At 71.4% G+C, this 13,968-nt stretch carries 11 protein-coding genes; 9 read left to right on the plus strand and 2 right to left on the minus strand.

What is annotated here, in order from left to right; all coding sequences use genetic code 11:
• The first annotated feature begins 10 nt into the window (after positions 1 to 10).
• The 5 genes from ACIRDU_RS08470 (at position 11) to ACIRDU_RS08490 (ending at position 5,681) form a co-directional block, all read left to right on the plus strand.
• The gene (locus ACIRDU_RS08470; RefSeq protein WP_403576082.1) at positions 11 to 1,759 is read left to right on the plus strand and encodes an FAD-dependent oxidoreductase; all 1,749 of its coding nucleotides are present in this window, start codon (positions 11 to 13) and stop codon (positions 1,757 to 1,759) included.
• Between the two features lie 45 nt (positions 1,760 to 1,804).
• The gene (locus tag ACIRDU_RS08475; RefSeq protein ID WP_403576084.1) at positions 1,805 to 2,674 is read left to right on the plus strand and encodes a dioxygenase; all 870 of its coding nucleotides are present in this window, start codon (positions 1,805 to 1,807) and stop codon (positions 2,672 to 2,674) included.
• The gene (locus ACIRDU_RS08480; RefSeq protein ID WP_403576086.1) at positions 2,671 to 3,777 is read left to right on the plus strand and encodes a maleylacetate reductase; all 1,107 of its coding nucleotides are present in this window, start codon (positions 2,671 to 2,673) and stop codon (positions 3,775 to 3,777) included. Before ACIRDU_RS08475 ends, ACIRDU_RS08480 begins: the two co-directional genes overlap by 4 nt.
• A gap of 9 nt (positions 3,778 to 3,786) precedes the next feature.
• The gene (locus ACIRDU_RS08485) at positions 3,787 to 4,629 is read left to right on the plus strand and encodes an NAD(P)H-binding protein (RefSeq protein WP_403576088.1); all 843 of its coding nucleotides are present in this window, start codon (positions 3,787 to 3,789) and stop codon (positions 4,627 to 4,629) included.
• Between the two features lie 137 nt (positions 4,630 to 4,766).
• Positions 4,767 to 5,681, plus strand: a complete 915-nt coding sequence (locus ACIRDU_RS08490) for a YceI family protein (RefSeq protein ID WP_403576090.1) — start codon at positions 4,767 to 4,769, stop codon at positions 5,679 to 5,681.
• 75 nt (positions 5,682 to 5,756) lie between these two features.
• On the opposite strand, the gene ACIRDU_RS08495 is transcribed toward ACIRDU_RS08490, so the two are convergent.
• The gene (locus tag ACIRDU_RS08495) at positions 5,757 to 6,140 is read right to left on the minus strand and encodes a DUF6083 domain-containing protein (RefSeq protein ID WP_403576092.1); all 384 of its coding nucleotides are present in this window, start codon (positions 6,138 to 6,140) and stop codon (positions 5,757 to 5,759) included.
• A 505-nt stretch (positions 6,141 to 6,645) separates the two neighbouring features.
• On the opposite strand from ACIRDU_RS08495, the gene fusA reads away from it, so the two are divergent.
• The gene (gene fusA / locus ACIRDU_RS08500) at positions 6,646 to 8,688 is read left to right on the plus strand and encodes an elongation factor G (protein ID WP_403576094.1); all 2,043 of its coding nucleotides are present in this window, start codon (positions 6,646 to 6,648) and stop codon (positions 8,686 to 8,688) included.
• 53 nt (positions 8,689 to 8,741) lie between these two features.
• Here fusA and ACIRDU_RS08505 read toward each other — a convergent pair whose 3' ends face one another.
• On the minus strand, positions 8,742 to 10,553 hold the full coding sequence (locus ACIRDU_RS08505; protein WP_403576096.1) for a coagulation factor 5/8 type domain-containing protein: 1,812 nt from the start codon (positions 10,551 to 10,553) through the stop codon (positions 8,742 to 8,744).
• A 243-nt stretch (positions 10,554 to 10,796) separates the two neighbouring features.
• Here ACIRDU_RS08505 and ACIRDU_RS08510 point away from each other — a divergent pair, with 243 nt between their 5' ends.
• Genes ACIRDU_RS08510 through ACIRDU_RS08520 form a run of 3 tightly spaced genes read left to right on the plus strand, consistent with a single transcriptional unit; the run spans position 10,797 to position 13,959 of the window.
• The gene (locus tag ACIRDU_RS08510) at positions 10,797 to 12,113 is read left to right on the plus strand and encodes an ABC transporter substrate-binding protein (protein WP_403576098.1); all 1,317 of its coding nucleotides are present in this window, start codon (positions 10,797 to 10,799) and stop codon (positions 12,111 to 12,113) included.
• A 5-nt stretch (positions 12,114 to 12,118) separates the two neighbouring features.
• A complete protein-coding gene (locus ACIRDU_RS08515; RefSeq protein ID WP_403576100.1) occupies positions 12,119 to 13,108 on the plus strand; it encodes a carbohydrate ABC transporter permease in 990 nt (329 codons plus the stop codon).
• 11 nt (positions 13,109 to 13,119) lie between these two features.
• Entirely contained in the window at positions 13,120 to 13,959 is an 840-nt protein-coding gene (locus ACIRDU_RS08520) for a carbohydrate ABC transporter permease (protein ID WP_403577323.1), read from the plus strand.
• The last annotated feature ends 9 nt before the right edge of the window (positions 13,960 to 13,968 follow it).

A 13,968-nucleotide genomic window follows, 5' to 3' on the forward strand; every position in this document is an offset into this window, starting at 1 on the left:
GGAGCGCCCCGTGTCCACCGTCGTCGAGACCGACGTCCTGATCGTGGGCAGCGGCCCGGCCGGCGCCTCGGCCGCGCTCGCCCTGAGCACCTACGGCGTCCCCAACATCGTGGTGACCCGCTACGCGAGCCTCGCCGACACCCCGCGTGCGCACATCACCAACCAGCGCACCATGGAGGTGCTGCGCGACCTCGGCGTGGAGCAGGAGGTCGTCGCACAGGCCACCCCGCAGCACCTGATGGGCAACACGACCTTCTGCACCAGCCTGGCGGGCGAGGAACTGGGCCGGGTGCGCTCCTGGGGCAACGACCCGCTCGTGCAGGCCGAGCACGAACTCGCCAGTCCCACCCGCATGTGCGACATGCCGCAGCACCTCATGGAGCCGGTCCTCGTGAACGCGGCCGTCGCCCGCGGCACCCGGCTCCGCTTCCAGAACGAGTACCTCTCCCACACCCAGGACGCCGACGGCGTCACGGCCACCGTCCGCGACCGGCTGCGCGGGGACACCTACGAGATCCGCGCCAAGTACCTGATCGGCGCCGACGGCGGACGGTCGAAGGTCGCCGCGGACGCTGGGCTGCCGATGGGCGGTCAGATGGGCGTGGCCGGCAGCATCAACATCGTCTTCGAGGCGGACCTGGCCAAGTACACCGCCCATCGCCCGTCCACCCTCTACTGGGTCCTCGCTCCTGGCGCCACGGTCGGCGGCATCGGCGCGGGCCTGGTGCGCTGCGTACGTCCCTGGAACGAGTGGCTGATCGTGTGGGGCTACGACGTGAGTGCGGGCGCGCCCGACCTGACCACCGAGTACGCCGAGGGAATCGTCCGGGGGCTCGTCGGCGACGACGACATCCCCGTGACCGTCAAGTCCTCCTCGGCGTGGACCGTCAACGAGATGTACGCGCAGACGTACACGAACGGGCGGGTCTTCTGCGCCGGCGACGCCGTGCACCGGCATCCGCCGTCCAACGGCCTCGGCTCCAACACCTCGATCCAGGACGCCTACAACCTCGCCTGGAAGCTCAAGCTGGTCCTCGACGGCACCGCGCACCCCGGGCTGCTCGACAGCTACACCGCCGAGCGCGCACCCGTCGGCCGGCAGATCGTCACCCGCGCCAACCGGTCCATCCGCGAGACCGCCCCGGTCTTCGAAGCCCTCGACGGGCTCTCCCCGCAGACCCCCGAGCAGCTGTGGGCCAACATCGCCGCCCGCAAGGACGCCACCGAGGCCGCCGAGAAGCAGCGGGCGAAGCTGCGCGAGGCGATCGCCTTCAAGGTCTACGAGTTCAATGCGCACGGCGTCGACCTCAACCAGCGCTATCCCGCCGACAGCTTCGCCGCGATCGTCCCGGACGGCACGCCCGACCCCGGCTTCGCCCGTGACCCCGAGCTGTACCACCAGCCGTCCTCCCGGCCCGGCGCCCGGCTCCCGCACGCCTGGATCACCTCCGGCACCCGCACGCTCTCCACCCTCGACACGGTGGGACGGGGCCGCTTCACCCTGCTGACCGGCATCGGGGGAGAGGCCTGGGTGCGGGCCGCAGAGGCTCAGGAGGTCGAGATCGCCACGGTGGTGATCGGCCCCGGGCAGCAGTACGAGGACCCGTACGGCGACTGGGCGCGGCTGCGCGAGATCCCCGACGCGGGCGCCCTCCTCGTGCGTCCGGACGGGTTCGTCGCCTTCCGGCACGCCTCCGCCGGTCCGGACGCCGCAGACCTGCTCGGGGACGCGCTGCGGCGGATCCTCGGGTATGCCTGAGCGCGCCATCATGGAAGAAGCGGACACCGACGACGAGGAGCCGGGATGACCACCGATGCCACCGGGGCCGGCGTCACCGAGCAGGCCCTCGCCAGCCTGCGCGGGACCGCCGACCCGCGGCTGCGCGAACTGCTCACCGGCCTCGTCCGCCATCTGCACGACTTCGCGCGCGAGACCCGACTCACCCAGGACGAGTGGGAGCGGGCCGTCGCCTTCCTGACCGCGACCGGGCAGACGTGCACCGACACCCGCCAGGAGTTCATCCTGCTGTCGGACGTGCTGGGCCTCTCCATGCTCGTGGAGACCGTCCACGGCGATCGCGCGGCCGGGGCCACCGAATCGACCGTGCTGGGCCCCTTCCACATGACCGAGTCGCCGGTCCGCGCGCTCGGCGACGACATCGACCTGGTCGGCGGCGGCGAGAAATGCGTCGTCAGCGGCCGGGTGCGGTCCGCGGACGGCACCGCGCTGCCCGGCGCCGTCGTCGACGTCTGGCAGGCCGACGACCAGGGCTACTACGACGTCCAGCAACCCGGCGTCCAGCCGGCGGGCAACGGACGCGGACTCTTCACAGCCGACGCCGAGGGCCGCTTCTGGTTCCGCACCTGCGTCCCGGCGGCGTATCCGATCCCCACCGACGGCCCCGTGGGCGGACTGCTGCGCGCGACCGGGCGGCACCCCTACCGCCCCGCGCACATCCACTTCATCGCCGCGGCCGAGGGCCACACGCCCGTCACCACGCACATCTTCGTGGCCGGCGGCGACTACCTCGACTCCGACGCGGTGTTCGCCGTGAAGCAGAGCCTCGTCCAGGACTTCGCGGAGACGGACGACCCCTCGCTGGCCCGGGAGTTCGGCGTGGACAACCCCTTCCGGCACGCCCGCTTCGACCTCGTCCTGGAGCGCACCGCATGACGTTCCAGGAGGACTTCACGTACGAGACGCGGCCCGTGCGGGTCGTCTTCCGGCCCGGCGCCGCCGTCTCCGCGACCCCGGGTGAGGCGGCGCGCCTGGGCCTGAGGCGGCTGCTCGTGGTGTGCGGCAGCCGGGGCGAGCCCGTGGCCCGGGCCGTCGCGGACGCCCTCGGCGACAGCTGTGCCGGGCTGCACGCCGAGGCCCGCATGCACGTGCCCGTCGAGGACGCCGACCGGGCCGTCGCGGCCGTACGCGCGGCCGGGGCCGACGGCTGCGTCGCGGTCGGCGGCGGCTCCGCGATCGGGCTCGGCAAGGCGATCGCCCTGCGCACCGGACTGCCGCTGATCGCCGTGCCGTCGACCTACTCGGGCTCCGAGATGACCCCGGTGTGGGGCCTGACCGAGCACGGCACCAAGCGCACCGGCCGCGACCCGGTCGTCCAGCCCCGCAGCGTCGTCTACGACCCCCGGCTCACCCTCTCCCTGCCCGTGCCGCTGACCGTGACCAGCGGGATCAACGCGCTCGCGCACGCCGTCGAGGCGCTGTACGCCCCGGACGCCTCGCCGCTGGTGACGCTCATGGCCGAGGAGGGCGCCCGGGCGATGACCGAGGCGCTGCCACGGCTGGCCGACGACCCGGAGAACCTCGACGCGCGCAGCCGGGCGCTGTACGCGGCGTGGCTGTGCGGCGCGTGCCTCGGCGCGACCACGATGGGGCTGCACCACAAGCTGTGCCACGTCCTGGGCGGCACCTACGGCCTGCCGCACGCCGAGACCCACACCGTGGTCCTGCCCTACGCCCTCGCCCACAACGCCCCCGCGGCCCCGCTGGCGTTGACGGTACTGGGCCGCGCCCTCGACACCGACGACGTGCCCCGCGCCCTGTGGGACCTGGCCGGACGCCTCGGCGCCCCGCGCTCCCTCGCCGAACTCGGCCTCGCGCAGGCCGACGTGGCCCCGGCGGCGGACCGGGTCGCGGGCGAGCCGTACGCCAACCCGCGCGAGGTGACGGCGGAGGGCGTTCGGGGCGTCCTGCTCGCCGCCTACGAAGGAGGCCCGCCGAACTCCGGCTTGCGGACAGAAGGTGACCGCAAGCCTTCCTAGGGTCGTGGCATGACGCAGACGCAGAGAATTCTTGTCACCGGTGCCACCGGAACCGTCGGCCGTCAGGTCGTCACCGAACTGCTCGCCCGAGGACACGAGGTGCGTGCCCTCACCCGTGATGCCGCGAAGGCCGTCTTTCCGCCCGGGGTCGAAGTCGTCGAGGGCGACCTGACCGAGCCGGACAGCCTGGTCCCGGCCCTGGAGGGGGTCACCGGCGTTCATCTGATCACTTTCGGCGGCGCCGCCTTCAGCCCGCTGGAGACCGGACCCCGGATCCTGGAGCTCGCCCGTTCGGCCGGGGTCCGCCGGGTCACCGTGCTGCACGGCGGCGGCCCCACCCCGCTGGAGGACGCGGTGCGCGCCGACGACGGCGTGGCCTGGACCGTGCTCATGCCGGTCGAGTTCATGGCCAACGCCCTGGAGTGGGCGGACGGCATCGTGGCCTCGGGCGAGGTGCGGGAGCCGTTCGTCGACCGGCTGAGTGCCATGGTCCACGAGAGCGACATCGGCGCCGTCGCCGCGGTCGCGCTCACGCAGGAGGGGCACGGCGGCCAGGAGTACGTGATCACCGGCCCCGAGGTGCTGACCGTCGGCGACAAGGTGAAGACGATCGCCACAGCCGTCGGCCGGGAGATCACCCTGGTCGAACTGACCGAGGAGGAGGCCGTCGCGCAGTGGCGGGCGGCCGGTCTCGCGGAGGACGTCATCGGCTTCCTGCTCATGGCGTACGGGGACACCCCCGAGGTGGGCCGTACGGTCTCCGGCACCGTCGAGAAGGTCACCGGCCGCCCCGCGCGCACCTTCGCCCAGTGGGCCGCCGAACACGCGGACGCGTTCAGGGGACAGTCCTGACTGTCTCGTATTGAGACACCCGCACCGGAGCCCGGTCCGTCAAGATCGACAAGGGGGTGTGACCGCAGCAAGGTGCGGCCGTCGGCGTGCGCTGAATCGCCGCCGGCCGGCCGCACACCCGAAGAAAGGTGACCACCATGGCCCTCGCACTGCTCCGGCGCCGGTGGCTCAAGAGCACCCCCGCCGCAGCGGCGGGCCTCGCCCTCCCCCTCCCCGCCGGCGCGGGCGCCGTCGCCCGCGAGGTCGTCGACCCGATGGGCTCGCCCCTGGCGGCCGCGGACGTCACCGTCACCGCCCTGGACACCCACCGCGTCGCCGCCCGCGGCACGACCGACCCGTACGGCTACTTCCTCGCGGCGCTGCCGCCCGGCCGGTACAGCCTGCTCATCTCGGCGGAGGGCCTGCGGCCGCACCGCGAGACGATCGAGACGGGCCCGGGCACCCCGACGGCCACCGAGCGTGTCTGGCTGCAACCCGCCGAGGCGCTCCAGCTGCCGCATGCCGGAACCTGGCTCTTCGACCCGCCGCACACCGCGATCCGGTTCATCGCCAAGCACGTCGGCATGGCCCATGTGCACGGCCGTTTCGAACGTTTCGAGGGCGGCATCCGGATCGCCCCGGACATGACCGACTCCCGCGTGCACGTCCGCATCGACGCCTCCAGCATCACCACCGGCAACACCACCCGCGACAACCATCTCCGGTCCGCCGACTTCCTCGACGTCGAGCGCTTCCCGCACATCGACTTCACGAGCTCGCGCTTCGCCTACCGGGGCGGCAGCAAGTGGACGCTTCAGGGCTCCCTCACGATGCACGGCGTCAGCCGCTCGGTGGGCCTGGACACGACGTACCTCGGCACGGTGAACGGCGGCTACGGGCAGGAGCTGCGCTGCGCCGCCCTCGCCACGGCGGAACTCCACCGCGAGGACTACACCCTCAACTGGCGTTCCATGCTGGCCCGGGGCATCGCCGTGGTCGGCCCGACCGTCCAACTGGAGCTGGACGTCCAGGCGATGTACCGCACGCACGACACGCCTACGCCGCCGGAGTAGTCACCTGACCTGGGCCCTCCGAAGGGCCCAGGTCACGCCCCGGGCCCTCGGCTCCGCCGTACGGACAAGCCACGCCTAACCGGCATCCGGCCACACCTCCGGCGGCCGGGGCGGTTCCTGGTCGGTCCGCCGCTCCGCCGCCCGGGCATTCTCCTCCCGCAGAGCCGTTAGCCACGGCCACAGGTCCGGCAGCGGCTGCTTCGAGCACGCCAGCCGGTGCTCGATCCGGCATCGCTGCGACCCGTCCGGCGGGCACACGCCGTACACCGTGACCCGGCCGTCCGACAGCGTGATCCACCGATGCTCCGCGGGCACGAGATGTGCCGGCACCTCCAGTCCGGGCTCCAGCAGAACCCAGTCCTGCTCCAGCGTCACCATGCGGTCCTGCGGCAAACGGCAGCGCGGACACGCATCCCGGCCGACCTGTAATCGGCGCAGCCCCTCGTCAACAGCCCCCATACAGCCAGAGTGCGCAGTTACCGGCGCGGCGAGTAGAGCGCGAACCGGACGAGGCGCCTGAGTTGCGTTGATGCCACCGGGGCGGAGCGAAGCTCGGCAGGTCCGACCAGCAACCACCGCCGGATCTGCGGCGGCCGGGATGCGACGGCACGCCACCGCCCCGCACCCGCGGTACACCGCCGAAAATCCCTGGCCCCCGCCCCTCCTGCCTCCCTACACTCACGCCCGTACCCGCGCCGCCCACGATCCCGGCGGTGCGCCGATGTGACGAACGAAGGGAGACGGCCATGCGTGACCACACCGCTGTCGCCGTCTCCCTGCCGCGCTACGAGGTGATCCTCGTGTCTTCGTCGCCCCGGTGCCCGCTGCGCGGCGGCATCGGCTGACCGGGACGAACGCCGGACACACGTCGCTGATCTGACGGGTCGTCAGGCCCGCCTTGCTTGCTCCTGGCGCCCGGAAATCGCGCTGCCTCTTTCCGATCGCACTCGAAAGGCCCTGGGCCGTGCGCACCCACCCCAACCCGCTCGCCGTCGTCCGCAACCTCGGCATCCTCGCCCACGTCGACGCCGGCAAGACCACCGTCACCGAACGGATCCTGTACGCCACCGGAACCACTCACAAACGCGGCGAGGTCCACGACGGCACGACCGTCACCGACTTCGACCCGCAGGAGCGGGACCGGGGCATCACCATCTTCGCCGCGGCGGTGAGCTGCGCCTGGGACGGTCACCGGATCAACCTCATCGACACCCCCGGGCACGTCGACTTCGCCGACGAGGTGGAGCGTGCCCTGCGGGTGCTCGACGGTGCCGTGGCCGTGTTCGACGCGGTGGCCGGGGTGGAACCGCAGAGCGAGTCGGTGTGGCGGCAGGCCGACCGGCACGGCGTACCCAGGATCGCGTTCGTCAACAAGATGGACCGCGCGGGCGCCGACCTCGACGCGGCCGTGGCGTCGATCCGGGAGCGACTGCACCCGGCGCCCCTGGTCGTGCAGCTGCCGATCGGCACGGAGGACGCCTTCACCGGCGTCGTCGACCTGGTGCGCATGCGTGCCCTGCTGTGGGCGGATGGCGACGCCGTCGAGGAGGCGCCGGTGCCGGACGACCTTCGGGACGAAGCCGTCGCCCGCCGCCGGGCGCTGGAGGAGGCCGTGGCGGAACTGCACCCGGGCGCGCTCGAGGAGTTCTGCGACACGGGCACGCTCTGCGAGCAGACGCTCTCCTCGGCGCTGCGCGAGGTGACCCGTGACGGTGACGGCGTGGTCGTGCTGTGCGGTTCCGCGTACCGCGACCGCGGTGTCGAACCGCTGCTCGACGCGGTCGTGGCCTATCTGCCGTCGCCGCTGGACGTGCCGCCGGTGCGCGGCACACACGACGGCGAGGAGCGGGAACGGCCCGCCGACCCGGACGCACCGGCGGCCGCTCTCGCGTTCAAGGTGCACGCCACCTCGACGGGACGGCTGACCTATCTGCGGATCTACTCGGGCACGATCGAGAAGGGAGACACCCTGTGGGACGCGAGCGCGCGGCGCACCGAGCGGATCGGGCGCATCCTGCGCGTCCGGGCCGACCGGCACGCCCCGCTGGACCGGGCCGTCGCCGGGGACATCGTCGCCGTCGTCGGGCTGAAGTCGGCCCGCGCCGGCTCGACCCTGTGCGCACCGGACGCACCGCTCGTCCTGGAACCGCCCGGGGTGCCCGAGCCGGTGGTGTCGGTCGCGGTCGAGTCCCGCCGGGCCGGTGACACGGACCGGCTGGCGTCGGGGCTGGCGCGGCTCACCGAGGAGGATCCGTCGCTGGTCGTGCGGACCGACCCGGAGACCGCGCAGACGGTGTTGTCCGGCATGGGTGAACTGCACCTTGAGGTGGCGGTGGAGAAGCTCCGGCGCGAGCTGGGGCTGGAGGTCAACGTCGGCCGCCCCCGGGTCAGTTACCGCGAGACCGTCGGCCGGGGCGTGTCCGGGCTGGTGTTCCGGCACGTCAAACAGGACGGCGGGGCCGGTCAGTTCGCCCATGTCGTCCTCGACGTGGAGCCGTACGAGGAGGGAGTCTTCGACTTCCGCTCGGCCGTCGTCGGCGGGCGCGTGCCGCAGGAGTACGTCCGGGCGGTCGAGGCCGGCTGCCGGGACGCCCTCGCCGAGGGCCCGCTCGGCGGGAACCCGGTGACCGGGCTGCGCGTCACGCTCACCGACGGGGCGACCCATGTGAAGGACTCCTCGGACACGGCGTTCCGCACGGCCGGCCGCCTCGGTCTCCGAGAGGCCCTGCGTGCCTGTGCGATGGTCCTGCTGGAGCCGGTCGTCGAGGTCACGGTCACCGTCCCCGAGGACGCGGTCGGCGGTGTGCTGGGCGATCTCGCCGCCCGTCGCGGCCGGGTGACCGGCTCGGCCACCCGTGCGGGAGCGGCAGTGGTCACTGCCACCGTGCCGCTGGCCGAGCTGTTCGGCTACGCGACCCGGTTGCGCAGCCGTACCCAGGGCCGCGGCACGTTCACGGCCCGGCCCACCGGTTATGCGCCGGCGCCGGTCGTGACGCCGGTGCGGTAGTGACGGGGCAGGCCCCTCTCCGAAGGGGGGAGGGGCCCGCCCCGTCCTACGGGTTACGGGTACGACACCACCGTCGACGGCACGGTGGACGTCCCCGACGTCGGCGACCCCGTGTCGTTGATGACGCGCTCGTACTGCCCGTTGCCGCCGAGCGAGACCACGAGCAGGTCGTGGAAGCGCACTCCGGGCCGGGTCGGTGCCGCGAAGCCGTGGTGCTGGACGATGGTCGGGTCGACGTTGTAGTAGCAGTAGCTGCCCAGGCCCCAGCCCTCGTGGCTGGTCACGTCGTCCCCGACCCGGTAGGCGGCGTAGCCCTTGACCGGGCCGTTCTGGATCGCGGCCTGGTTCGGGGCGTCGTACGCCTTCTCGTTCTGGTAGAAGATCGTGCGGCCGCGCTCGCCGAACCACTGCACGTCGTACTTGTTGAAGTGCTCCACGAACAGCCCGGTCGCCAGCACGTCGTGGCCGTTGACGACGACGCCGTAGTCCGCGCGGTTGGTCTCCCAGCCGACGCCGTCACCGTGGTCGGCGCGCCAGACCCAGGTGTGGTCGACGATGGTGTGCCGGCTGTTGACGACCATGCTGGTGGTGGCCTTGCCCGGGCCCGCCCCGCCGATCCGGATGAACACGTCCTGCACGGTCGTCGGGTTGGCGGAGTGGTCGCGGGAGGCACCCCTCGGGCCGATCTCCAGCAGGACGGCGGAGTTGACCGGCCCGGCGTCGACGAGGAACCCGGCCAGTCGTACGCCGTCGACGTCGGCGACCTTCAGCGCGGTGACCCCGTTGCCGGGGATGAGCGTGGCGTAACCGAGCCCGAGCACCACGGTGTTGGCGCGATCGACCCTGACCGGCTGGTCGAGGTGGTAGATCCCCGGTGTCAGCAGCAGGTGGAGTCCCTGGGCGAGGGCCTGGTTCAGCGTGGCCGCCGAGACGCCGGGCTTGGCGACGTAGAAGCGCGACAGGGGCAGCGAGGTGCCCCGAGGGGTGCCGTTGCCCCAGGTCACACCGCGGGCGTTGGTCCGCTTCTCGGGCAGGAAGACCCGGTACTCGCCGCCGCTGAGGTACAGGAACGGCTTCTCGCGGGAGACCGGCGTGGTGCTCAGCGTGGTGTACGGCGGGTTCGGGAAGCCCTGCGCGGGGGCGCCCTCGACGCCGGAGAACACCATGTTCCACACGCCGTTGAGCCAGCCGCCGATCGCGCTGTCCCGGGTGTACCACTGTTGCTGCGAGTACGGCTGCACCTGGCCGTCGATCCGGCTGTCGGCGATGTAGCCGCCGCTGGACCAGCCGTAACCGGTCGGGGCGAGGTTCAGGTTGCCGCGGACGTGCATCCGGCGGAACGGGGCCGCCTGCGAGACCGCCCAACGGTTGGTGCCGTTCACGGGGACGACCGCGAGGTTCTCCGCCGAACGCCAGAAGTTCTGGGTGGCGTTGCCGTTGAACCAGCCGGCGTCGACCGTGATGTCGCCGTTGATGGTGGTGTCGTCGGGGGAGAGGCCGAGGCCGGAGACGGAGGTGTAGAAGCCGATCTGCGCGTTCAGGCCGTGGTAGGTGCCGGGCTTGAACAGCAACTGGTAGCGGCCGGTGCCGAACTGGGCCGATTCCTGCTGCCGGAAGATCTCGTCCAGTCTGGCCTGGATGTTCGGGGTGGCCGGGTCGAAGACCAGCACGTTCGGGCCGAGGTCGCCACCGCCGGGCAGCGCGCGCGGCTTCTTGCGCACGGGCTGCTCGCGACCGGCCGGGGCGGCCGTGGCGGCGGAGGCCGTGCCGGGCAGCGCCGCGAGCGTGGACGCGGCCGCGGCGGCGGTGAGGACGGCCCGGCGGCCGGGCCCGGGCATGCGGGATTGCGGGGAGTCAGCAGGCATGGGGCGGCTCTCCTGGTTCAGGAAGTGAACGAAGTGGGGTGCGGGGAGCGCTCTCTCGCCGCTGAATGGTTCATCCGTGGAACAGATGCGTCAAGGGGTCCGGCGAGAGTTCCAAGAGTGTGTCCAACCCCTTGACGGGACTGCCTTCCGGGGATTAACTCACGTCCTAAATTAAGCCATGACGACTCCCTCGCGACGTGAGGGGGACGCACTCCCGTACTCCCGGAAGGGCCAGGAGCAGCCATGCGCAGCATCCGAGCCGCGGCGGCAGGCGCCGTCACACTGTCACTCGCCCTCGCGGCCACGGCCTGCGGAGGCGGCTCCGCGACCGGCGGTGGGTCGAACGACTCGCCTGAGACGCTCACCTACTGGGCGTCCAACCAGGGCGCCAGCATCGAGGTCGACAAGAAGGTCCTCCAGCCCGAACTCGACAAGTTCGAGCAGCAGACCGGGATCAAGGTGAAGCTGGAGGTCGTCCCCTGGTCGGACCTGCTGAACCGGATCCTCACCGCCACCACCTCCGGCCAGGGCCCGGACGTGCTGAACATCGGCAACACCTGGAGCGCCTCGCTCCAGGCCACCGGCGCACTGCTGCCGTGGGACCAGAAGAACTTCGACAAGATCGGCGGCAGGGACCGGTTCGTCGACTCGGCGCTCGGCTCCACGGGCGCCGAGGGCAAGGACCCGGCGGCGGTGCCGTTGTACTCGATGTCGTACGCGCTCTACTACAACAAGAAGATGTTCGCCGACGCGGGCATCTCGAAGCCACCGGCCACCTGGGACGAGCTCGTCGCCGACGGGAAGAAGCTGTCCAAGGACGGCAAGTGGGCCCTGGGCATGGAGGGTTCGAACCCGTCGGAGAACATCCACCACGCGTTCGTCTTCGCCGAGCAGCACGGCGCCGACTTCTTCACCGCCGACGGCAAGCCCGAGTTCACGAGCGACGGGACGGTCGCCGCGGTCAAGCAGTACGTCGACCTGATGGCCAAGGACAAGGTCATCGCGCCGGGCAACGCCGAGTACGCGCAGAACCAGTCGGTCAGCGACTTCGCCAAGGGCAAGACCGCGATGCTGCTGTGGCAGTCCGCGTCCGCCAACCTCGAGTCGCAGGGCATGAGCAAGGACGACTACGGCATCGCCCCGGTGCCCGTGCAGTCCGGCACCCCCGGCACCGGCAAGCAGGTCAACTCGATGGTCGCGGGCATCAACCTGGCCGTCTTCAAGAACACCGACAACACCGACGGCGCCACGAAGTTCGTGAAGTTCATGACGAGCGACGCCGAGCAGAAGATCCTCAACAAGGCCTACAGCACGATTCCACCGGTCAAGTCGGCCCAGGCGGACGCCGCCTTCGCCACTCCGGCCAACACCGTCCTGAAGGACACCCTGGCGCAGAGCGCCGTGGCGCTGCCCCAGGTCGCCGACGAGTCCCAGTTCGAGACGGCGGTCGGCACGGCCATCAAGGGCCTGTTCGCCGACGCGGCCGCCGGACGCCCGGTCACCACGGCCTCGGTGAAGGCGGCCTTGGAGAAGGCCCAGCAGCAGATGCCGGCGGCCTGAGCGACATGACCACCACTGCCCAGGCCGAGAGGCCGGCGGTCCGCAAGAGCCCGCCCGGCGCGGCACGCGGCCCCCGCCGCCGCACCGGGCGGCTCCAGCGCTTCGGCCTGCCCTACCTGCTGCTCCTGCCCGCCCTGCTCCTCGAACTCCTCGTCCACCTGGTGCCGATGGTGATCGGCATCGTCATGAGCTTCAAGGAGCTCACACAGTTCTACATCCGCGACTGGGGCGCCGCCCCCTGGTCCGCCCTCGACAACTACAAGGTGTCGGTGGACTTCGACGCCCCGGTCGGCGAGGCGCTGCTCCACTCGTTCCTCGTCACGATCGCCTTCACCCTGCTGTCGGTGGGCCTGTGCTGGCTGATCGGCACGGCCGCGGCGGTCTTCATGCAGGACACCTTCCGGGGCCGCGGCCTGCTCCGTGCCCTGTTCCTCGTCCCGTACGCGCTGCCGGTCTACGCGGCCGTCATCACCTGGGTGTTCATGTTCCAGCATGACAACGGCCTGGTGAACCACGTCCTGCACGACCAGCTGGGCCTCACCGACAAGCCGTCCTTCTGGCTCATCGGCGACAACAGCTTCATCGCGCTGCTGACGGTGTCGGTGTGGAAAGGCTGGCCGTTCGCCTTCCTCATCATCATGGCGGGCCTGCAGAACATCCCGCGCGAACTGTACGAGGCGGCCGCCCTGGACGGGGCCGGCGTCTGGCAGCAGATCCGCCGGATCACCCTGCCGTCGCTGCGCCCGGTCAACCAGGTCCTGGTGCTCGTCCTCTTCCTCTGGACGTTCAACGACTTCAACACGCCGTTCGTCCTGTTCGGCAGGACCGCGCCGGAGGCCGCCGACCTCATCTCGGTGCACATCTACCAGGCGTCGTTCGTCACCTGGAACTTCGGCACCGGCTCCGCGATGTCCGTCCTGCTGCTGCTGTTCCTGCTGCTGGTCACGGGCGCGTACCTCGTGCTCACCTCGCGCGGACGGAGGACCGCCCCATGACCACGTCCCCCATGGCCCCGCCCCGCTCGTTCCTGTGGTCCCGGCGGATCTTCCTGACGCTGCTGACGGGCTTCGTGCTGATCCCGGTCTACGTCATGGTCTCCAGCTCGCTGAAGCCCCTGGCGGACGTCACCGGCGAGTTCCGCTGGCTGCCGAGCGAGCTGACGATCCGCCCGTACATCGACATCTGGTCGACGGTCCCGCTGGCGCGCTACTTCGTCAACTCCCTGGTGGTGGCGGGCGCGGCGACGGTCTGTTCCGTGGTGATTGCGGTCTTCTCCGCGTACGCCGTCAGCCGTTACGACTTCCGCGGCAAGCGCCTCTTCACGGTCACCGTGCTGTCGACGCAGATGTTCCCGGGCATCCTCTTCCTGCTGCCCCTGTTCCTGATCTACGTCAACATCGGCAACGCGACGGGCATCGCGCTGTTCGGCTCCCGCGGCGGCCTGATCCTCACGTACCTCACCTTCTCCCTGCCGTTCTCGATCTGGATGCTGATCGGCTACTTCGACTCGGTGCCGCGCGATCTGGACGAGGCGGCCCTGGTCGACGGCTGCGGCCCGCTCGGCGCGCTGTTCCGGGTCGTCGTCCCGGCGGCCGTCCCCGGCATCATCGCGGTCGCGGTCTACGCCTTCATGACCGCCTGGGGCGAGGTCCTGTTCGCCTCCGTCATGACCAACGACACCACCCGCACCCTCGCCGTCGGCCTCCAGGGCTACTCCACGCTCAACGACGTGTACTGGAACCAGATCATGGCCGCCTCGCTGGTCGTCAGCGTGCCCGTGGTCGCGGGCTTCCTGCTGCTCCAGCGCTATCTCGTGGCCGGCCTGACGGCGGGAGCCGTCAAGTGACCGACTCGC

It is taken from the genome of Streptomyces sp. NPDC093598, from assembly GCF_044764825.1.
Lineage (GTDB): Bacteria > Actinomycetota > Actinomycetes > Streptomycetales > Streptomycetaceae > Streptomyces.

What these genes read in the sequence shown, in the direction of transcription:
- ACIRDU_RS08475 (WP_403576084.1), top strand. Translation starts at nt 1,805, where the DNA reads ATGACCACCGATGCCACCGGGGCCGGCGTCACCGAGCAGGCCCTCGCC.
- ACIRDU_RS08480 (WP_403576086.1), top strand. Translation starts at nt 2,671, where the DNA reads ATGACGTTCCAGGAGGACTTCACGTACGAGACGCGGCCCGTGCGGGTC.
- ACIRDU_RS08485 (WP_403576088.1), top strand. Translation starts at nt 3,787, where the DNA reads ATGACGCAGACGCAGAGAATTCTTGTCACCGGTGCCACCGGAACCGTC.
- ACIRDU_RS08490 (WP_403576090.1), top strand. Translation starts at nt 4,767, where the DNA reads ATGGCCCTCGCACTGCTCCGGCGCCGGTGGCTCAAGAGCACCCCCGCC.
- ACIRDU_RS08495 (WP_403576092.1), bottom strand. Translation starts at nt 6,140, where the DNA reads ATGGGGGCTGTTGACGAGGGGCTGCGCCGATTACAGGTCGGCCGGGAT.
- ACIRDU_RS08505 (WP_403576096.1), bottom strand. Translation starts at nt 10,553, where the DNA reads ATGCCTGCTGACTCCCCGCAATCCCGCATGCCCGGGCCCGGCCGCCGG.
- ACIRDU_RS08510 (WP_403576098.1), top strand. Translation starts at nt 10,797, where the DNA reads ATGCGCAGCATCCGAGCCGCGGCGGCAGGCGCCGTCACACTGTCACTC.
- ACIRDU_RS08515 (WP_403576100.1), top strand. Translation starts at nt 12,119, where the DNA reads ATGACCACCACTGCCCAGGCCGAGAGGCCGGCGGTCCGCAAGAGCCCG.
- ACIRDU_RS08520 (WP_403577323.1), top strand. Translation starts at nt 13,120, where the DNA reads ATGGCCCCGCCCCGCTCGTTCCTGTGGTCCCGGCGGATCTTCCTGACG.